This is a genomic window from Polynucleobacter sp. TUM22923, assembly GCF_030295705.1.
GTDB lineage: Bacteria > Pseudomonadota > Gammaproteobacteria > Burkholderiales > Burkholderiaceae > Polynucleobacter.
Genome location: NZ_AP027274.1, coordinates 762,800 through 780,685 on the forward strand (window position 1 = coordinate 762,800; position 17,886 = coordinate 780,685).

At 46.3% G+C, this 17,886-nt stretch carries 21 protein-coding genes and 1 tRNA gene; 15 read left to right on the forward strand and 7 right to left on the reverse strand.

The window, feature by feature from the left end:
• Nucleotides 1-38 precede the first annotated feature (38 nt).
• Entirely contained in the window at nucleotides 39-803 is a 765-nt protein-coding gene (cysE, locus tag QUD86_RS03905; protein WP_286298275.1) for a serine O-acetyltransferase, read from the reverse strand.
• A 24-nt stretch (nucleotides 804-827) separates the two neighbouring features.
• Nucleotides 828-1,577, reverse strand: a complete 750-nt coding sequence (locus tag QUD86_RS03910) for an RNA methyltransferase (RefSeq protein WP_286298277.1) — start codon at nucleotides 1,575-1,577, stop codon at nucleotides 828-830.
• Between the two features lie 128 nt (nucleotides 1,578-1,705).
• Between QUD86_RS03910 and QUD86_RS03915 the strand changes: the two genes are divergently transcribed.
• Nucleotides 1,706-2,494, forward strand: coding sequence for an inositol monophosphatase family protein (locus QUD86_RS03915; protein ID WP_286298279.1), 789 nt, complete (start codon nucleotides 1,706-1,708; stop codon nucleotides 2,492-2,494).
• A gap of 24 nt (nucleotides 2,495-2,518) precedes the next feature.
• On the opposite strand, the gene QUD86_RS03920 is transcribed toward QUD86_RS03915, so the two are convergent.
• From QUD86_RS03920 to QUD86_RS03930, 3 genes are read right to left on the reverse strand one after another with little or no spacing between them, the layout of a single operon-like run.
• Nucleotides 2,519-3,307, reverse strand: a complete 789-nt coding sequence (locus QUD86_RS03920) for a UDP-2,3-diacylglucosamine diphosphatase (protein WP_286298281.1) — start codon at nucleotides 3,305-3,307, stop codon at nucleotides 2,519-2,521.
• The gene (locus QUD86_RS03925) at nucleotides 3,304-3,807 is read right to left on the reverse strand and encodes a peptidylprolyl isomerase (protein WP_286298282.1); all 504 of its coding nucleotides are present in this window, start codon (nucleotides 3,805-3,807) and stop codon (nucleotides 3,304-3,306) included. Before QUD86_RS03925 ends, QUD86_RS03920 begins: the two co-directional genes overlap by 4 nt.
• 57 nt (nucleotides 3,808-3,864) lie before the next feature.
• Nucleotides 3,865-4,761: a tetratricopeptide repeat protein gene (locus tag QUD86_RS03930; RefSeq protein ID WP_286298283.1), complete on the reverse strand. Its 897-nt coding sequence runs from the start codon at nucleotides 4,759-4,761 to the stop codon at nucleotides 3,865-3,867.
• A gap of 59 nt (nucleotides 4,762-4,820) precedes the next feature.
• Here QUD86_RS03930 and cysS point away from each other — a divergent pair, with 59 nt between their 5' ends.
• The 7 genes from cysS to QUD86_RS03965 all read left to right on the forward strand — a co-directional run bounded on the left by cysS (nucleotide 4,821) and on the right by QUD86_RS03965 (nucleotide 11,544).
• Entirely contained in the window at nucleotides 4,821-6,245 is a 1,425-nt protein-coding gene (gene cysS / locus QUD86_RS03935) for a cysteine--tRNA ligase (protein WP_286298284.1), read from the forward strand.
• A gap of 109 nt (nucleotides 6,246-6,354) precedes the next feature.
• Nucleotides 6,355-7,011, forward strand: a complete 657-nt coding sequence (locus tag QUD86_RS03940; RefSeq protein WP_502928892.1) for a DNA-3-methyladenine glycosylase family protein — start codon at nucleotides 6,355-6,357, stop codon at nucleotides 7,009-7,011.
• A 9-nt stretch (nucleotides 7,012-7,020) separates the two neighbouring features.
• Nucleotides 7,021-7,992: an acetyl-CoA carboxylase carboxyltransferase subunit alpha gene (locus tag QUD86_RS03945; RefSeq protein ID WP_286298286.1), complete on the forward strand. Its 972-nt coding sequence runs from the start codon at nucleotides 7,021-7,023 to the stop codon at nucleotides 7,990-7,992.
• Nucleotides 7,958-9,283: a tRNA lysidine(34) synthetase TilS gene (gene tilS, locus QUD86_RS03950; protein ID WP_286298288.1), complete on the forward strand. Its 1,326-nt coding sequence runs from the start codon at nucleotides 7,958-7,960 to the stop codon at nucleotides 9,281-9,283. The genes QUD86_RS03945 and tilS overlap by 35 nt, the downstream gene beginning before the upstream one ends.
• A 108-nt stretch (nucleotides 9,284-9,391) precedes the next feature.
• Complete coding sequence (locus QUD86_RS03955) at nucleotides 9,392-10,642, forward strand: aspartate kinase (protein ID WP_286298290.1); 1,251 nt, start codon at nucleotides 9,392-9,394, stop codon at nucleotides 10,640-10,642.
• A 76-nt stretch (nucleotides 10,643-10,718) separates the two neighbouring features.
• A tRNA-Ser gene (locus tag QUD86_RS03960) sits at nucleotides 10,719-10,811 on the forward strand.
• 97 nt (nucleotides 10,812-10,908) lie between these two features.
• Nucleotides 10,909-11,544 (forward strand): glutathione S-transferase, encoded by a 636-nt coding sequence (locus tag QUD86_RS03965; RefSeq protein ID WP_286298292.1) that lies wholly within the window; start codon nucleotides 10,909-10,911, stop codon nucleotides 11,542-11,544.
• Here the strand turns inward: QUD86_RS03965 and QUD86_RS03970 are convergent.
• On the reverse strand, nucleotides 11,520-12,899 hold the full coding sequence (locus QUD86_RS03970; protein ID WP_286298294.1) for an amidase: 1,380 nt from the start codon (nucleotides 12,897-12,899) through the stop codon (nucleotides 11,520-11,522). The two genes, QUD86_RS03965 and QUD86_RS03970, sit on opposite strands and share 25 nt — an antisense overlap.
• 271 nt (nucleotides 12,900-13,170) lie before the next feature.
• Between QUD86_RS03970 and QUD86_RS03975 the strand changes: the two genes are divergently transcribed.
• The 5 genes from QUD86_RS03975 to QUD86_RS03995 are packed head-to-tail and all read left to right on the forward strand — an operon-like array spanning nucleotide 13,171 to nucleotide 15,009.
• Nucleotides 13,171-13,470 (forward strand): hypothetical protein, encoded by a 300-nt coding sequence (locus tag QUD86_RS03975; RefSeq protein WP_286298296.1) that lies wholly within the window; start codon nucleotides 13,171-13,173, stop codon nucleotides 13,468-13,470.
• 37 nt (nucleotides 13,471-13,507) lie between these two features.
• A complete protein-coding gene (locus tag QUD86_RS03980) occupies nucleotides 13,508-13,969 on the forward strand; it encodes a Smr/MutS family protein (RefSeq protein WP_286298298.1) in 462 nt (153 codons plus the stop codon).
• Between the two features lie 45 nt (nucleotides 13,970-14,014).
• Nucleotides 14,015-14,353 carry an ElaB/YgaM/YqjD family protein gene (locus tag QUD86_RS03985; RefSeq protein ID WP_286298300.1) on the forward strand — a complete coding sequence of 113 codons (339 nt, stop codon included), beginning with the start codon at nucleotides 14,015-14,017 and terminating at the stop codon, nucleotides 14,351-14,353.
• 6 nt (nucleotides 14,354-14,359) lie between these two features.
• Nucleotides 14,360-14,728 (forward strand): phage holin family protein, encoded by a 369-nt coding sequence (locus tag QUD86_RS03990; protein WP_286298301.1) that lies wholly within the window; start codon nucleotides 14,360-14,362, stop codon nucleotides 14,726-14,728.
• Nucleotides 14,725-15,009 (forward strand): YqjK family protein, encoded by a 285-nt coding sequence (locus QUD86_RS03995; RefSeq protein WP_286298302.1) that lies wholly within the window; start codon nucleotides 14,725-14,727, stop codon nucleotides 15,007-15,009. The genes QUD86_RS03990 and QUD86_RS03995 overlap by 4 nt, the downstream gene beginning before the upstream one ends.
• Nucleotides 15,010-15,058: 49 nt before the next feature.
• Here the strand turns inward: QUD86_RS03995 and QUD86_RS04000 are convergent, their stop codons facing one another.
• Entirely contained in the window at nucleotides 15,059-15,577 is a 519-nt protein-coding gene (locus tag QUD86_RS04000) for an adenine phosphoribosyltransferase (RefSeq protein WP_286298303.1), read from the reverse strand.
• 11 nt (nucleotides 15,578-15,588) lie between these two features.
• Between QUD86_RS04000 and QUD86_RS04005 the strand changes: the two genes are divergently transcribed.
• Both QUD86_RS04005 and QUD86_RS04010 read left to right on the forward strand, forming a co-directional pair.
• A complete protein-coding gene (locus QUD86_RS04005) occupies nucleotides 15,589-16,146 on the forward strand; it encodes a phosphorylase family protein (RefSeq protein ID WP_286298304.1) in 558 nt (185 codons plus the stop codon).
• Between the two features lie 4 nt (nucleotides 16,147-16,150).
• Nucleotides 16,151-17,839, forward strand: coding sequence for an AMP-binding protein (locus tag QUD86_RS04010; RefSeq protein ID WP_286298306.1), 1,689 nt, complete (start codon nucleotides 16,151-16,153; stop codon nucleotides 17,837-17,839).
• The last annotated feature ends 47 nt before the right edge of the window (nucleotides 17,840-17,886 follow it).

Below are 17,886 nucleotides of genomic sequence, written 5' to 3' on the forward strand. Positions count from 1 at the left end.
CTTAGTTACTCCTTAGTTACTCCTTAGTTACTCCTTAGTTACTCCTTAAGCCATTCCTTCAAAGCACCCAGATCACGTTGGGTGTCGCTGGCAACCCCTGCATCTTGTGGTGTATTGCTTAATCTAGCCAATGCTTTTTCAAGTGCGACGATCTTTGCCTCTTGCTCGAGGGTTGCATCAATTAAACCTTTGAGAGCCATCGATACTGGGTCATCTACGTTGGGCGTCACACCATAAGCAGAAAAATATTCTTTTGCCTTGCTATCCGCGTTGGCAATTTGCGGTAAATCTGGGTGCAAGACACGGGCTGGTATTCCAACAGCAGTAGCCCCCGCAGGGATTTCTTTTAGCACGACTGCATTGGAACCCACTCTGGCACCATCGCCGACAGTAAATCCACCCAATACTTTTGCGCCAGCGCTGATCACAACACCTTTGCCTAATGTGGGGTGGCGTTTGACGCCTTTGTAGAGGGAGGTGCCGCCTAGAGTAACGCCTTGATAGATGGTGCAGTCATCACCGATTTCAGTGGTTTCACCAATGACGATACCTAAGCCGTGATCTAAAAAAACGCGACGACCGATGATTGCACCCGGATGAATTTCAATGCCAGTAATAAAACGAGCCAACATTGACAGTAAACGGGCAATCCATTTAAGACCCACATTCCAAAGGGCATGTGAAACCCGGTGGATCCAAACGGCATGTAAACCTGGGTAGCAGGTAATCACCTCAAGGCGATTACGGGCCGCAGGATCACGAACAATGATGGAGTCGACTTGGTCGAAAAGTGAATTAAACATATATCCAATTTTAACGGCAAACGTCTATGCAGATTTCTTAAGGAGCATTTGCTTGGCAATACCGCGTAATAGGTCAATCTCTTCCTTATGAAGGCGACTTCTAGCGAATAGAGCTTGGAGGCGCGGCATCAGCTTTTTGGGATTGGCAGGGTCCAGATAGCCAATGGACTCAAGACCTTCTTTCAGGTGATCTAGCATCGCAGCTACAGCTGCAGGGTCTGCATAGTCCTTTAGATCCACGCTGATATCGCTTTCAGTGAGTTTATGGCTCAAGGTCTCCCTCAGGGTGTAGGCGCAGACCATGACCGCTTGAGCGAGATTTAAGGAGGGGTATAGTGGATTAGCATCTAGCCACACTCTGTGCGTACATAGCGATAAATGCTGGTTGTCTAGCCCAGTCCGCTCTGGGCCAAATAGTAAGGCTACCTTTTGCCCACCCTGAATTGCGGCTCTGACCAATAGGCGGGCTGCATTCCAGTCTAGCGCGGGCGGACCAAATTCACGATCACGGCTAGTCAGACCCAACACTAGCGAACATTCTTGAACACTTGATTCAAGCGAGGGAGATTCTTGGCAGGTCGCTAAAACATCGCCTGCACCACTGGCAAGCGCAATTGCTTCTGCTTCATGAGCAACACCCGGTATTTTGGGGTCAATTAGACGTAGATCGCCAAATCCCATTGTTTTCAATGCGCGCGCTGCCGAACCCACATTCCCGGGGTGACTGGTCTGGACAAGGACCCAGCGTAAGGGTTGAGCTTGATTTGCATTCATAGGGGCGAGCTTATTGGATTTAGTGAAGACTTGGAAGGTGATCGTTTAGAATCAGGGTGTTAGCTCCACATTGTCACGCAGTTCGCAATCTGGTGAGCTTGTTCTTATTTAATTTGTCCATCAAAACTATGCATCCCATGTTAAATGTGGCCGTTAAGGCTGCCCGTCGTGCCGGAACCGTGATTAATAGAGCCTCTCTTAATTTAGAGCGCCTTCAGGTTGACCGTAAACAACATAATGATTTCGTAACTGAGGTGGACAGACAGGCTGAAGCAGCCATCATCGAGACACTGAGCGAGGCTTACCCTACGCACGGATTTTTAGCAGAAGAAACGGGCGCTCAGAACATTGAAGCGGAAAATGTTTGGATCATTGATCCCTTAGATGGCACCACCAACTTCATTCATGGCTTTCCGCAGTATGCAGTGTCAATTGCACTCTCCGTTAACGGCATAACTCAACAGGCAGTTGTTTACGATCCAACCCGCGATGAGTTGTTCACAGCCACTCGTGGTGCTGGTGCCTACTTAGATCGTCGGCGTTTACGAGTAGCTACTCAAGACCGTTTATTTAATTGCTTGCTTGGCACAGGTTTTCCTTATCGTGAAGATCAAGACTTAGAGAAATATTTAGAGGTCTTCGCCGATATGTCTCGTCAGTGTGCAGGCTTACGTCGCCCTGGTGCAGCATCCTTGGACCTGGCTTATGTTGCTGCTGGTCGCTACGATGGATTTTTTGAGAGTGATCTCAAGCCATGGGATATGGCGGCGGGCGCGCTGTTGCTCACGGAAGCTGGCGGATTAATTGGTAACTACCGCGGCGAAGAGGGGTTCTTACAAAGTGGAGAAGTGATGTGCGCTAATCCGCGTATTTTTGCTCAGATGGTGCAATGCCTATCCAAATACTCCAACTGCTAGAGATTCATCAGACCCTAAACTAGTTTAGGCTTTGACCAGGCTCGCGTAGCGCAAACCTGCCTGGTCAATCTGCAGAGCACTTGCTCTAGGAAGTGTACTTTCTGGATGGTCTAAATCCCAATCCGACAATACCCAACGTTGCCATGTTTGGGCATCCAGGTTTTCTTGATGATGTGCAGGTAAGTGGGTATGGCCATGTATTAACCGGTCTGCATTCTGGTCTCTTAAAACCGCAGCGCAGGCAGCAAGCGTTACATTGGTTTTAATTCGTGCAAACTCTGAAGACTGTTGAGTGCTGCGTTGGTACTGTAAGCCGCTATTACTGCGTAAATGATTGGCGATTGAGCGACGCCAATGCAATGGCATTGCTAAAAATAGCTTCTGAACCCATGGCTTACGAACCCAAGTTCTAAATACTTGATAGCCTACATCCGCAGTACACAGAGAGTCCCCATGACACAAAACGTAGTCATGTCCAGCAATCCCTACTTTGCAAGGGTCTGATAGCAGAGTCAAACCCGCTCTACTGAGAAATTGCTTACCAATTAAAAAGTCACGGTTGCCGTGGAGGTAATACGTTTTCACTTTCGTCGAAAGCGTCGCGAGCGCACGCTGCACCTCTAACTGAAACGGAGAGTGCATCGCCGCATCATCACCAACCCAATACTCAAATAAATCGCCCATAATAAATACAGCCTCTACTTTGGGCGCCTCTTTTTCACAAAAGTCGAAAAAACGTTGCGCCGTTAAAGGCATCGATGGAGTGAGATGTAGATCGGAGATGAGCAGAGCGCTCGCGTATTGCGGGATCATTCTTCGAGAACAGTTGCCTTCTCAATCAATACATCTTCCGCTGGAACATCTTGATGAAAACCAGAGCTAGCAGTTTTTACTTTACGGATCTTGTCAACGATGTCCAAGCCATCAGTAACCTTGCCAAAAACAGCGTAGCCCCAACCCTGAGCATTCGGTGCCGTGTGGTTTAGGAAATCATTGTCATTGACGTTAATAAAGAACTGAGCTGTTGCTGAATGCGGGTCGCTAGTACGTGCCATAGCTACTGTGCCGCGCTCATTTTTGAGGCCATTGTTAGCCTCATTTTCAATAGAGGCGCCAGAAGATTTTTCTTTCATGCCTGGGCTCATGCCGCCACCCTGAACCATAAAATTATCAATTACGCGATGGAAGATCGTCCCATCATAGTGACCGCTTTTAACGTACTGTAAAAAATTAGCAACACTTTTAGGTGCTTTGACAGCATCTAAAGTGAGGGTGATATCACCATGATTGGTTTTGAGTAACACTTTAGCCATGATTAAATTTACTTTCTGATTAGTTGGGAGTTAGTGAGTAGAGCTTAATTTCAATATTTATTTTGCAATAGGGGCAATATTCGTTTGCCCAGGCTTCTTAGGAGGCTTAAGAATTTCCAATAGGGCTTTTGCTTTATTGCTGTATTGGCGTTGATTGACTAGCGCGTCTTTTGCAGCATTGTCGTAGGCCTGTGCCCCAAGGCGTATGTACACCTCACCTAAATTCGCAGAGGCAATGACATAACTAGGTCTTAATTTGAGGGCTAGCTCTAAATAGTCACGTGCCTCAATCCAATTTTTTTGATTGGCAGCCAAAGCCGCTAAGTTGTTGTAAGGCTCTGGTAATTCAGGAAATTGCTGGGTAATTTCAATTAATGTTTTTTTCGCTGGTTCCCACTGCTGCATTTCAATTTGCATGCGGGCTTTAACATAGCGTAACTGCACATTACTAGGAGTCTTTTTAAGGCGTTGATTGATGAGCTCTATAGCCTCAGGATATTGCTTGGCTTTGACTAGCCTTTCAATATCTGCTGGAACGCCATTCTTAGTCACTGGATCGGGTTCAATAATCAAAAAGGACAAAAAGGGAACGCCAATAGAGTCCGAAAGCTCAGAGTTAAATGGGTCGTACCCAGAGCTATTTGAAGTTAGTCTGGGCGGGTCATTCGGTCCATATGACCCAATATAGGGGGCTGGGCGCTGCGCTTGTGCCCCAGTAGGGCTGGAAGCGTTAGCAGTAGATGCAGCGGAAGCAGCAGAAGCAGCAGAAGCTTCATTAAGACTATTGAGCGCTTTAATTTCCGCATCCGCTAGCTGCTGGCCTGGAGTACTGCAGGCACTGAGTAGAAGAGCCAGCATGGCGGAGCTAAAGACCCCCAATAGGGCGGTACGGCTAGATAGGGTCTTAGCAAGGGGATTGGCTGGCATAGGAGATGGGGTAAAAAACGGACTCATTAGATATACTCATCGCTCAGTCTAACAAATTAGCAACACTTGCCCCTTTAAAGCCCCCTATGCTGCAAATCTATAACACTCTTAGTCGTTCAAAACAGGTCTTTAAGCCTATCGAGCCAGGCAAGGTCAAGATTTACGTCTGCGGCATGACGGTTTATGACTTTTGTCACATAGGCCATGCCCGGGTGATGATCGTATTTGATATGGTGGTTCGGTGGCTTAGGGCTACCGGCTTTGAGGTGACGTATGTTCGCAATATTACCGATATAGACGATAAGATTATTAAGCGTGCCATTGAAAATGGGGAGCCTATTGCTACCCTAACGCAGCGCTTTATTGATGCTATGCACGCGGATTCAGATGCGTTAGGCCTCATCTATCCTGATGAGGAGCCACGGGCTACAGACTTTATTGCGCAAATGCAGGGCATGATTGGCAAGCTCATCGAAAAAGAGCTGGCCTATCAAGCAGAGGATGGCGATGTGAACTTTGCTGTCCGTTTATTTCCCGAATATGGTCGTCTGTCTGGTAAATCGATAGATGAGTTAAATGCCGGTGAGCGAGTGGCGATTGGTGGCGGCAAAAGAGATCCGCTGGACTTTGTTCTTTGGAAAAGCGCCAAGCCAGAAGAGCCTGCAGATACGCGTTGGAATTCTCCTTGGGGTGAAGGTCGCCCGGGCTGGCATATTGAGTGTTCTGCGATGTCCTGCGACTTACTAGGTCAGCATTTTGATATCCATGGGGGTGGTGCTGATTTACAGTTTCCCCATCACGAAAATGAAATTGCACAAAGCGAAGGTGCTCTATATGGTCAACAACATACCGCTGCGGACCAACCCTTTGTAAATTACTGGATGCACAACGGCCATATTCGAGTCAATGAAGAAAAGATGTCCAAATCATTGGGTAATTTTTTCTTAATTCGGGATGTTTTAACGCGCTTTGATCCAGAGGTGGTTCGCTTCTTTATATTGCGCGCCCATTACCGCAGCCCCATTAACTATAGCGATATACAGCTAGAAGAAGCACGCGCTGGCTTAGTGCGCCTGTATACCGCTTTGGTACAAGCTACACCAGCTCAGGCCATCCTTTTGGATCCTAATTCTGTCTTGGTAAAACGCTTTTCTAGTGCGATGAATGATGACTTCAATACCCCTGAGGCCATTGCAGCCCTGTTTGATTTAGCTACTGAAGTGAATCGTGCAGAGGGCGCGGAAAAAATTCAACTAGCTAGCACCTTAAAAACATTGGCAGCGACCTTAAATTTTCTTCAGCGAGACCCAACATCGTTTCTACAATCGACTGTTCCTGGCCACGAGAGCGGCTTAACAAATGAAATGATTGAAGAGCAGATTGCAGCACGGTTAGCCGCTAAGCAAGCGAAAGATTTTGCGAAGTCAGACCTCATTCGTAAGACCTTGCTAGAACAGGGTGTAGTACTGGAAGATAAGCCTGGTGGCATTACTGAGTGGCGCAGAAGCTAATAAATGCGCTATGGGTAGTGAGTAACAAATAACAAATAACAAATAAAAAATAACAAATAACAAACACCAAACGACAAACAATGGATTTATTTTGACACCAGCGGCAGGCATTGATATTGGGGCAGCTACTGCATTCTTGGAGGAAATTGCTCCAGAATATTGGGAGCAGGCCTGTGCTGAACTAATGAAACAAGATCGCATTCTTAAAAAGTTAATTCCTAAAATTGGCCCTGGATTTTTGAGGACTCGTGGCGATGCTTTTTCGACGTTAGCCAGATCTATTGTTGGACAGCAGATTTCAGTGGTGGCGGCTCAATCGGTTTGGAACAAAGTACTTATTGTGCTGAAAAATAAAGTTAGCCCCAAGACGATTCTTGCATTGCCTATAGAGAATTTGCGTGCCTGTGGTTTATCTGGCCGTAAGGTGGAATACATACGTGATTTGGCGGCGCATTTCGATTCTGGCCAGCTGCATGCCGATCAATGGAAGGGCATGGAGGATGAGGCCATTATTAAGGAGCTGAGCGCTATTCGGGGGGTGGGTCGCTGGACAGCGGAAATGTTCCTCATTTTTAATCTAGTGAGACCCAATATTCTCCCTTTAGATGATGCGGGCTTAATTAAGGCTATTTCTCTCAATTACTTCAGTGGAGAGCCCGTAAGTAGGCATGAGGCTCGTGAAGTGGCGGCAAATTGGGCTCCTTGGCGCACGGTTGCCACATGGTATATGTGGAGAAGTCTCGACCCCGTCCCCGTAGACCATTAAAATCAAGCGATGAAAACGACTTTCCTAGATTTTGAGCAATCAATCGCTGAATTAGAGACAAAGATTGAAGAGCTGCAGTTTGTACAAGATGAATCATCTGTGGATATTTCAGATGAGATTAAAACGCTAACTGAAAAAAGTCAGCAACTGACTAAGGATGTCTATACCAATCTGACTCCTTGGCAAGTTTCCCAAGTAGCGCGTCATCCGCAGCGACCTTACACTCTAGACTATATCAATGCGCTCTTTACTGATTTCCATGAGTTGCATGGCGATCGTAATTTTGCTGATGACCAATCTATTGTGGCCGGCCTAGCCCGATTCGATGACAAGCCTTGTATTGTTATTGGTCACCAAAAAGGCCGTGATACCAAAGAGCGTGCGCTGAGAAATTTTGGTATGAGTCGCCCAGAGGGCTACCGCAAGGCGATGCGCTTAATGCGTTTGGCGGAAAAATTCTCAATACCGGTATTTACATTTGTGGATACACCGGGAGCATTTCCTGGAATTGATGCTGAAGAGCGCAATCAATCTGAGGCGATTGGCCATAACCTGTATGTTCAGGCGGAGTTAGAGGTGCCCATTATTGCCACCATCATTGGTGAAGGTGGCTCAGGCGGTGCATTAGCGATTGCCATGGGTGACGTAGTCCTGATGTTGCAAAATTCCACCTACTCGGTAATCTCCCCTGAAGGCTGCGCCTCTATTCTTTGGAAGACGGCTGAAAAAGCGCCTGAAGCAGCAGAACAGCTGGGTTTAACTGCGCAACGCCTAAAGACGCTGGGCTTAATTGACAAGATTGTGGCCGAACCTACTGGTGGCGCACACCGGGACTACGAAGTGATGATGAATAACCTGCGGAAGGCTTTAGCGGAATCTCTAAAGACTTTTGAAGGCATGAAGGTAGAAGCGTTACTAGAGCGACGTTACGTGCGCTTGATGGGCTATGGTAAGTTCAAGGAAATCGAAGCTAAGTCCTGAGGCGGGCAAACGAATTGCAGTTGCCTTAAGTGGTGGCCTAGATTCGGTTGTACTGCTCGACACTGTTTGTAGGGCTAGCAAAAATGCGGGTACTCAAAACACCGCTATTTCACCTGAAATCTGGGTATTTCACATCCACCATGGTCTGCAAAAGCAGGCCGACCAATGGCTAGTCTTTTGTGAAAAATTAGCTAAAAAATATCAAGTGCAATTTGATTTTCGCCTGCTGCATTTTCAAAAAGCCAGCGAGGGTAATATTGAGGCGAGAGCTAGGGCAGGGCGTTATGAGGCATTGTCTGACCTATGCCTTGAGCATGGTATCGAGGATCTGCTCTTAGCGCATCATCAAAACGATCAAGCGGAAACAGTGCTGCTGCAGTTATTACGTGGCGCTGGTGTTGCAGGTCTATCGGCCATGCCTGAGGAGCGCCCACTGAATGAGCGCAACAAGGCGAAGGTAGTTACTCTAAAGCGCCCATTACTGAATCAAACCAGAGCCGATCTTGAAGCGTATGCAAAAAAATACCGGCTTCAATGGATTGAGGACCCTAGCAATCAGAGCATCCGTTTTCGGCGCAATGCAATTCGTCAGGAAATCATTCCCCGACTTACCAAAATACAGCCTGAAGCGATTGCTAATTTAGCGCGTAGTGCAGACCTCCTTGCTCAATCCCAGCAATTATTAGATCGATTGGCTGTTCAGGACGGCAAGTCAGTCTTGCAAAAAGAGAATTTAAAGCTAGCGCCACTTCTAGCGCTAGCAAAAAAAGACTTACCAGCAGCCAGTAATCTGATGCGTTATTGGCTAAAAAATAACGCCTTATCAATGCCCTCACAAGAGCGTTTGGATTCTTGGTGGCGTGATTTAGCAAAGGTCGGGCCAGATGCCTCTTTGGAGTGGCAGCACGATCAAACCAGCATTTACCTTTGGCGTGGTCTTTTGCAGGTGGTGAGATCGGAGTCTGGCAGATGGGTTTTTAAAACAATTCCAATCAAAAGTAAAAAACAGGGATTCGCATTTGCTTGGGTAGACGAGGCTAGGCAAAAAGGCCTTATCCAGGAAGTCGAGCGCAAGGGTGCCGAGAAGATTCAAATAAAGGCCAATACCCCACGTAAAACGCTTAAAAACCTCTTCCAAGAATCCAGCGTGCCTCCGTGGGAGAGGAATACCCCTTTACTCTTTATTCATGACCAACTTGTTGCCGTTGCTGGCGTGGGCGTAAGTTATCCACATCTAACGGCTAGCGGAATGCGGGTACTTCCAGAGTGGTCTGTGCACAAAAACCTGTAAAATAAGCTCCTTTGAAGGTCTATTAGCTTCCTTTACTGGGATCATCAATAGAGCAACCAAAATAATCAGAACAATCAGAACATTCAAAATAAATAGAAGATCGCTCGCATGACTTTAATCGTTCATAAATATGGCGGCACCTCAATGGGCTCAGTAGAGCGCATTCAAAATGTGGCCAAACGCATTGCTAAGTGGATGCGTGCTGGCCACCAGGTCGTTGTCGTTCCGTCAGCGATGTCTGGTGAGACCAATCGCTTGCTCGGCTTAGCTAAAGAAATTAACCCTGACGCCAATCCGCGAGAGCTTGATCAAATTGCCTCAACAGGTGAGCAAGTGAGCTCCGGATTGTTGGCCTTGGCTCTACTCCGCGAAGGAATCGATGCTGTGAGTTACGCTGGGTGGCAGGTTACGGTGCATACCGATTCTGCATTTACCAAGGCCCGCATTAAGAGTATTGATGATCAGAAAATTCTGGCTGATCTGAATGCTGGCCGTGCCGTGGTGGTGACTGGCTTCCAAGGGGTCGACCCCAACGGAAATATTACAACCTTAGGCCGTGGTGGCTCAGACACTTCAGCAGTGGCTATGGCTGCTGCCCTCAAAGCGGATGAGTGCTTAATTTATACCGACGTAGATGGCGTTTACACCACGGATCCCCGTGTTTGTGAGGATGCCCGCCGCTTGGACAAGATTACCTTTGAAGAAATGCTAGAAATGGCTAGCTTAGGCTCCAAGGTATTGCAGATTCGCTCGGTTGAGTTTGCCGGGAAGTACAAAGTTAAAACCCGTGTTCTGTCATCCTTGACAGATCCACTGATGCCCCTCGACGTTGAAATGAAGTCGGGCACCTTGATTACATTTGAAGAGGACAGCACCATGGAAGCCGCCGTTATTTCCGGTATCGCCTTTGCGCGCGACGAAGCTAAAATTACCGTATTGGGTGTTCCTGATCGCCCTGGAATCGCCTATCAAATTCTGGGTCCGATTGCTGACGCCAATATTGACGTTGACATCATTATTCAGAATCAATCTTTTGAGGGCAAGACAGACTTCACCTTTACAGTGCCACGGGCTGACTATCAGAAAGCCCTAGATTTGCTTAAGAAGAATGTGCAGGCCCACATAGAGGCTAAAGAGATTACTGGCGATCCGAAGGTTTCTAAAGTTTCTGTTGTTGGTGTTGGCATGCGCTCTCACGTGGGTGTTGCTAGCAAAATGTTTCGCACCTTATCGGAGGAGGGCATCAATATCTTGATGATCTCCACTAGTGAAATTAAGATTTCAGTCGTGATTGATGAGAAATATATGGAATTGGCTGTACGTGCCCTGCATAAGGCCTTTGAGCTAGACCAGAAGTAAATACCGCTTTATATGCCCCCATGAAACGGAATCCGTTAAACTGTGGGTCGTAGTTTGTAATACAAAGCATGAATACGGAGACGTGGCCGAGTGGTCGAAGGCACTCCCCTGCTAAGGGAGCATTTGCTCAAAAAGCGAATCGGAGGTTCGAATCCTCTCGTCTTCGCCAAGATATACCTGAAATAAGGGTTTGTAGAGATACAAACCCTTATTGCTTACTTCTTCTGTCATAGTTTGCTGTATCCACAGCGCTAGTAAGAAAATCCATGCCGCTTCCTATTTTGTACTCTTATCGTAGATGCCCCTTTGCAATGCGGGCTCGTATGGCTTTGCAGTACGCAGGTATTGCCGTTGAGCATCGAGAGATCTCATTAAGAGATAAGCCCAAGTCTATGCTGCTGGTTTCCCCAAAAGGGACAGTTCCAGTTCTGTGTATTGACGACATCGTCTTGGATCAAAGTCTAGACATCATGCAGTGGGCACTCGAAAAATCAGATCCAGACGGCTGGAATACGGCTGATCAAGTGCTAGCGCAAAGCTGGATTGAAAAGAATGACGGGCCTTTTAAAAAGATTCTGGATCAGTACAAATATCCAAATCGATACCCCAATCGATGCCTTAATCAAGATCCCAACTTAAGTCACGCAGCAGTTTTAAGAACTGCAATGGAGCTAATGTTGCAGCCAATGGAACTGGCATTAGAGTCTAGCCAGTTTCTATTAGGAAATAAAACATCTTGGGTAGATATCGCTATATTCCCATTTATCCGGCAGTTCTCGATGGTGAACCCATCAGAGTTTTCAGGCTTGCCATTGCCAAGAACTAAAGAATGGCTTTCTCATTTTCTACAATCTGAACTTTTTGGCATGGTGATGAATCAATATCCTGTCTGGGTAGAGTAGCTATTCTGCTGCATGTCATTTTTCAAAGCAGCCTCAGCAAAAGCAGCTACTTGAAGTAGTTTTTCGTCGCCTCGATAATTGCCAATCAGTTGAATGCCTAGGGGGAGACCGTTTAAAGATCTGGATATGGGAAGCGTAATTGCTGGGGTGCCTATAAATGACCATAAAGCACAAAAAATTGGATTACCCGTATTACTCAATCCCTTTGGCGCCTCTCCGGTAGCGGGTGCGGAAAGAATGACATCGTATTGATTAAAAATCTCTTCAATAGAAAGGCGTAATGCTTGCTGAAGATTTTGAGTGGCCGCATATTCACTATCGGTATAGCCTTTGCCTTTAGTGACTAACTCTCTAATATCTGCCCCCACCAGATCAGGGTAGTTTCGCAGATGCTCTTCATGAACCATAGCCGCCTCATAAGCCATCATGATATGAAGGGCATCGATGCCATCCCAATACGTTTGGGGCAGCGTTAATTTTTCTAGGGTAGCTCCAGCCGCCCTTAGTAATGTCGATGTTGTCCCGAGAAGATCGTATTGTTCTTTACTGAGTTGATCATCAAAAGGTGTTTCCAATATAGCAATGCGGGGCGCTTGATCATCAAGGTGCTGGGATTGCATTGTTCGATTGGGCGAAATGTAAGGCTGCGCAATGGATTGGCCTTGGTGGTCATCATCATCCTTTAATAGATGAAATGCGTAGGCGGCATCTTGAACGGATCTAGTGAAAAATCCAAGGTGATCTAGCGAATGCGCTACGGGGTGCACGCCGTCAAGTGATACAGCTCCAAAACTGGGTTTGAAACCTACGACCCCACAAAACGCTGCGGGTCTAATGATGGATCCTACAGTCTGAGATCCCAGAGCTAAAGGGACAATGCCAGCAGCAACTGCGGCAGCAGAGCCGCTTGAAGAGCCTCCTGGGGTATGTAAACTATTCCAGGGGTTCGTAGTTGGACCCGGATTTCGCCAGGCAAATTCGGTAGTTACTGTCTTGCCAAAGACAACACCCCCTAGTGCACGGATTTTTTTGATAACAGAGGCATCCTCCTTCGGGATGTAATCTCGATAGATGGGGGAGCCATAGCTGGTTATAAAATCTTCCGTAGCCATAATATCTTTGACTGCTACGGGAATGCCCTTTAAGGGAATGCCCGTTAAGGGAATCCCCATTAAAGGACCCGATTTTGTTTCAGAAATCATCTGCTCTAGTGTGGCCCTTACAGTAAATGCCCTTAGAGTAGGTTCTAAAGCATCTGCTCGGGTGACGCATTCTGACAGGTAATCTTCGGCGGCAATCAGCCCACTATCAATGCCTTGAGCGGCCTCTACTAAACCAAGTGTAGTTTTTATCATTTTTTTACTTTAGCACTGTTTTATTTATTTACTACTATACTTCACAACTTCACAACTTGTGTAGTATAGTATTGCAATGGGAGGTGAAATGAGAAAAGTGATACCAAAAACGCACCAAGCTTTGGATTGGATAGGGAAGGGTATGTCAGCTGCTCAAGCAGCTAGAAAGATGGAAATATCAGAATCTAGCGTCTATGCCGCCCTAAGAAAGATGAAGGCAAAAGATTTAGGTTGCTGTCCAACATGCGGTCATAAAGTGAAGAGATAAAAAATGAAAAAGATTCTATTAACCGTTGCCACTGTCTCAGTAGCGGCATTTGCATATGCCAACAGTGCTTCTGATTCCTCAGAGTTGTTAAATCAGCAATGCAAGATTTCAGCTGAGGCTGTATCTTCCTTAAAAGAATTACGCTATGGCAATACTTCCATTCGAAAAGATGTCACTGGACTGATCAACGTCAGTTTAAAAGTGCAAGAGAATAGAGATGCTGCGCAACAAACCCTTAATAAAATGGTGGATGATCGCATCAATAGTATTTCCGCTTTAGAAGAAAAGTATTGCTCAGTTTAATTTTTAGCGATTTAGCGATAAGCGATAAAACAATCTAATGCCCAATTCATTTGAATGCTCGGAGTGCGGTAATCCCAGGATGATGTTGGATAACTGCCAGCACTGTGGCAGCAGTACACTCCCGGCAGTGTTGATGGACACCATGGTGCTCAACCTCAAGTTCGATAGTCCTAGTGCCGATGAGGCATTGGAGCGCTTGACTATTAGCTTAAGAAGAGCATCGGAAGTGGGTGTCAAAGTGATTATTTTGATACATGGATATGGCGCTAGTGGCGAGGGCGGATTTATCAAGCATGCCGTTCATGCTGCACTGGAGAACAACTATTTCTCTGATCGTGTGAGTGAATACCATTATGGTGAAAAGACGGCATTTGGCAGTGAGGCCTATCACGCACTACTGAAGAGGAGACCTTCTCTAAAGGGGTATCTGAAACACTTTAAGCAGGGTAATGCTGGAATGACCGTACTCATATTAGGTATACATGCGATCAATGCTTAGAATAGAGCAATTAAATCCTTTTAATACTGGCTCTGGGAAAGAAAAATGACTACCAAAAAAGCAGCACTTGAGTCGCACAAAGATGTTGATCAAAGTTCTGAGCATTTAGTGGATGACTTTAAGGCCTTGATGGCTGACGCGGAAGCGTTGATTAAAGCAACTGCGCAACACGAAGAGGGGCCATTAAGCGCTATTCGGGCTCGAGCGCTTGAGACTCTATCAAGCGCTAAACAGAATTTAGCAACACTTGAAGATGGTTTAATGGATAAAGCGAAGGTAGCCGCTGAAGGTGCTGATGATTTTGTTCGTCACAAGCCATGGCAGGCTGTTGGTATTGCTGCTGGTGTTGGTGTTTTGATTGGCTTACTCATGAGTCGTCGATAGTTCGCTATGTCACAAGAAAATATTCTTTCTGCAGTCAAGAATCTGGTCTCCACTGCGGCCTCTATCACTCAGACCCGTTTAGAGCTTCTCTCAATCGATGTTCAGATTGCCCGCTCTCTATTTATGCGGCTACTGGTTTTTATTATCCTAGCCTTATTCTTTCTGTTTTTTGGCCTAGTCATGCTTGCCTTACTCATTGTGATTTATAGCTGGGAAACGAATCGTATGATGGCTCTGGGCCTTCTCAGTGGTGGATTTTTATCAGTGGGCTTGATTTTGGCCTTAGTGGTGTTACGCGCTTTAAAGACCATGCCTAAATTATTTGAGTCGACCATTACCGAGCTTGCTAAAGATCGCCAGGCACTATCAAAATGAAGCATCCATCCTTAGCTGAGCTTACAGCCCGTCAGCAGGTGCTGCAGGTAAGGGCTGCCCAAGAGCGCTCTGATTTTTCACTGCACTTTGAACCGCTCGAGAAGCCACTTTCGTGGGCTGATAAAGGGGTTGATGCCTTTCATTTCATTTCAAGCAATCCCTTTTTATGGAGTAGTGCATTTGCAGTGCTCGCCCATTACCGACCCAAATTAGCCACTAAGGCACTAGCAGTCGGTTGGGGTGCTGTGAAATTATTTAAAACTGCCAAAAATATCATCTAGTCATTTTCGTTGCTTGTATCTGGGTGATTGGGCTTGAGCCCTCATGCTCCTAGGCAATTAATAGCGAGTGATTCACGATCCCTTTTGCACTTAAAGTAGCGGCGCCACCTAAACCGGCAATCTCTAACAGTGTTACAGCTCCAGCTAATGTAAATCCTGCTTTTTTAAGTAGTAGGCTGGCCGCAACAATAGTGCCTCCAGTAGCCAGTACGTCATCCACGATGAGAACGCGGGCATTAGCGGGTAGGCTTGATTGCTGCAACTCAAGGCTGTCAGAGCCGTATTCCAAGCCATAACACTCCCGGTGACTTACAAGAGGGAGTTTATTGGGCTTTCTGGCTAAAGCAAGGCCTCTATGGGCATGATGCGCTAAGGCTGACCCAAAGATAAAGCCGCGTGATTCGATGCCTAGAATATGGGTGTAGTCCAATTGCTGTGCAAGGGTATTGAGCTGAGCAATTGCGGTCTGAAATGCCAGTGGATTGGCCAATAGCGGTGAAATATCCCTAAATAAAATACCGGGCTTGGGGAAGTCGGGGACTCCGGGTAGATAATCTAATAAATTCATTATTGGCCATCATGAAATCGAACCTGCTCATTATCACCGCTTTAGAAGCCGAACTCAGCCGTGCAGTATTGCCGTCAGGGGTAGACATTATCTATTCTGGTGTTGGTAAGGTGAATGCTGCCCTGATGAGCTATCACGCCATCCAAGAATTTCAGCCAAAAAGAGTCATTAATTTTGGTACGGCAGGAAAGGTGAATCTTGATCTTCATGGTTTATTAGAGATCGGTCAGGTCATTCAGCGGGATATGCAAACCGAACCTTTAGCACCGAGAGGTCAAACACCATTCTGCTCAAGACCCCACACCTACCAATCTCTAGGAGGTATGCATCTTTGTGGCACGGGCGATAGTTTTGTCACCGCTCATGATTCTTGGCTGCAAGAGCAGGGGGTTGATGTTGTTGATATGGAGCTCTTTGCCATTGCAGCGAGTGCCTATCATTTTCAGATTCCATGGCAATCGTTTAAATACATAACCGATGATGCCAATACCCATTCTGGCAATGATTGGCAGGAGAAGGTCAATGATGGTCAAGAGGCTTTTCTTCTAAAGCTAAAAGAATTACTCTAAGCCTATGGTGACTAATCCTTTATTTCCTTGGCTTGACCATTATCCAGATGGCATTCCCCATCAGATTGATCTCGCTATGGAATCGCTGGGCTGCCAATCTTTAGTTGATCTATTTGAAGAATCTTTTTCTAAATATCCACAGCGTACTGCACTGGAATTTATGGGTGTATCTATTTCCTATGGGCAATTAGATAAATTATCCCAACACTTTGCGACTTATCTGCAGACTCTAGGATTAGAGTCCGGCGCACGTGTTGCCATCATGCTTCCTAATGTGCCGCAATATCTTATTGCCATGTTAGGTACGCTGCGTGCGGCTTATGTTGTTGTTAACGTTAATCCTCTTTATACCTCTCGTGAGTTAGAGCATCAATTACGCGATAGTGGTTCTGAGGCACTCATTATTTTGGAAAACTTTGCCACTACTTATGACGCAATTGCTGTTCATCGTTTAGTCAAACAAGTCATCGTTACCAGCGTAGGTGATGCTATTGGATCTAAGGGTAAGGTAGTCGATTTTGTAGCGCGTTATGTGAAGAAAATGATTCCACCTTGGAAATTTCCTCACATACGGTTTAATGCAGCAATCAAGATAGGTCAGCACCACGAGTTTCATCGGCCACAAGTGGGTATGGATGATGTGGCCTTTTTGCAATATACGGGTGGCACTACGGGGGTATCCAAAGGTGCTGTGCTGTTGCATCGCAACGTTCTGGCAAATATCGTTCAGATTGAGCTGTGGCTAAACCCTGCGCTTGAGCGTAGAGGAGATGAGCAGTTAGCCTTTTTGTGCGCATTGCCGATGACCCATATTTTTGCTCTAACAGCGTGTGCTTTTTTAGGTATTCGTAAGGGCGGGCTCTTACTGCTCATAGCTAATCCACGAGACATAGATGGGTTTATTCAATTTCTGATCAATCATCCTGGCATTCACATCTTTCCAGGCGTCAATACGCTTTTTCATGCGCTGATTCATCGGCCTGATTTTCTTAAAGTAAAGCTACCGCATTTATTAGTCACTATTGGTGGCGGTATGGCCGTACAAAAAAAGACTGCCGATCTCTGGCATCAGCTGACGGGAGTGCCGATTGCTCAGGGTTATGGCTTATCTGAAACTTCACCTGTAGTGTGCGTCAACACCCCCATCATTACTCAATTTACCGGTTCGATTGGTATGCCGCTTCCCGCTACGGATGTCCGCATCTTGGATGATGAGGGTGCTGAGCTACCGTTTGGTGAGGCTGGAGAAATCGCCATTAAAGGCCCTCAGGTCATGGCCGGTTACTGGAATCAGGCCCAAGAAACACAGCAATGCATGACGGCTGATGGCTATTTTAAATCGGGTGATATTGGCATCATGACGCCCGAAGGGCATGTTCATATTGTCGATCGCAAAAAAGACATGATTGTTGTGGCAGGCTTTAAAGTGTTTCCAAACGAGATTGAAGAAATGATTTCTCAATTGGCTGGGGTAAGGGAGTGCGCAGTCATCGGTATGCCACATCGAAAGCTTGGAGAGATAGTCGCTGTCTACATCGTTAAAGATCATCCAGAGCTGTCGCAAGCGCAAGTAATTGAATACTGCAAGCTACACATGACCAGCTATAAACGACCTAGAAAAGTGATGTTTATAGATGAGATGCCTAAATCTAACGTTGGCAAGATATTGCGACGACATCTACGCAATAGATAAGTTTTTGTAACAGGGATTAAGAGAAGTCATTCACAGCAGCGGTTCAC

Coding starts and splice junctions, on each gene's coding strand:
- cysE (WP_286298275.1), bottom strand. CDS start 803: ATGTTTAATTCACTTTTCGACCAAGTCGACTCCATCATTGTTCGTGAT.
- QUD86_RS03910 (WP_286298277.1), bottom strand. CDS start 1,577: ATGAATGCAAATCAAGCTCAACCCTTACGCTGGGTCCTTGTCCAGACC.
- QUD86_RS03915 (WP_286298279.1), top strand. CDS start 1,706: ATGCATCCCATGTTAAATGTGGCCGTTAAGGCTGCCCGTCGTGCCGGA.
- QUD86_RS03920 (WP_286298281.1), bottom strand. CDS start 3,307: ATGATCCCGCAATACGCGAGCGCTCTGCTCATCTCCGATCTACATCTC.
- QUD86_RS03925 (WP_286298282.1), bottom strand. CDS start 3,807: ATGGCTAAAGTGTTACTCAAAACCAATCATGGTGATATCACCCTCACT.
- QUD86_RS03930 (WP_286298283.1), bottom strand. CDS start 4,761: ATGAGTCCGTTTTTTACCCCATCTCCTATGCCAGCCAATCCCCTTGCT.
- cysS (WP_286298284.1), top strand. CDS start 4,821: ATGCTGCAAATCTATAACACTCTTAGTCGTTCAAAACAGGTCTTTAAG.
- QUD86_RS03945 (WP_286298286.1), top strand. CDS start 7,021: ATGAAAACGACTTTCCTAGATTTTGAGCAATCAATCGCTGAATTAGAG.
- tilS (WP_286298288.1), top strand. CDS start 7,958: ATGGTAAGTTCAAGGAAATCGAAGCTAAGTCCTGAGGCGGGCAAACGA.
- QUD86_RS03955 (WP_286298290.1), top strand. CDS start 9,392: ATGACTTTAATCGTTCATAAATATGGCGGCACCTCAATGGGCTCAGTA.
- QUD86_RS03965 (WP_286298292.1), top strand. CDS start 10,909: ATGCCGCTTCCTATTTTGTACTCTTATCGTAGATGCCCCTTTGCAATG.
- QUD86_RS03970 (WP_286298294.1), bottom strand. CDS start 12,899: ATGATAAAAACTACACTTGGTTTAGTAGAGGCCGCTCAAGGCATTGAT.
- QUD86_RS03975 (WP_286298296.1), top strand. CDS start 13,171: ATGAAAAAGATTCTATTAACCGTTGCCACTGTCTCAGTAGCGGCATTT.
- QUD86_RS03980 (WP_286298298.1), top strand. CDS start 13,508: ATGCCCAATTCATTTGAATGCTCGGAGTGCGGTAATCCCAGGATGATG.
- QUD86_RS03985 (WP_286298300.1), top strand. CDS start 14,015: ATGACTACCAAAAAAGCAGCACTTGAGTCGCACAAAGATGTTGATCAA.
- QUD86_RS03990 (WP_286298301.1), top strand. CDS start 14,360: ATGTCACAAGAAAATATTCTTTCTGCAGTCAAGAATCTGGTCTCCACT.
- QUD86_RS03995 (WP_286298302.1), top strand. CDS start 14,725: ATGAAGCATCCATCCTTAGCTGAGCTTACAGCCCGTCAGCAGGTGCTG.
- QUD86_RS04000 (WP_286298303.1), bottom strand. CDS start 15,577: ATGAATTTATTAGATTATCTACCCGGAGTCCCCGACTTCCCCAAGCCC.
- QUD86_RS04005 (WP_286298304.1), top strand. CDS start 15,589: ATGAAATCGAACCTGCTCATTATCACCGCTTTAGAAGCCGAACTCAGC.
- QUD86_RS04010 (WP_286298306.1), top strand. CDS start 16,151: ATGGTGACTAATCCTTTATTTCCTTGGCTTGACCATTATCCAGATGGC.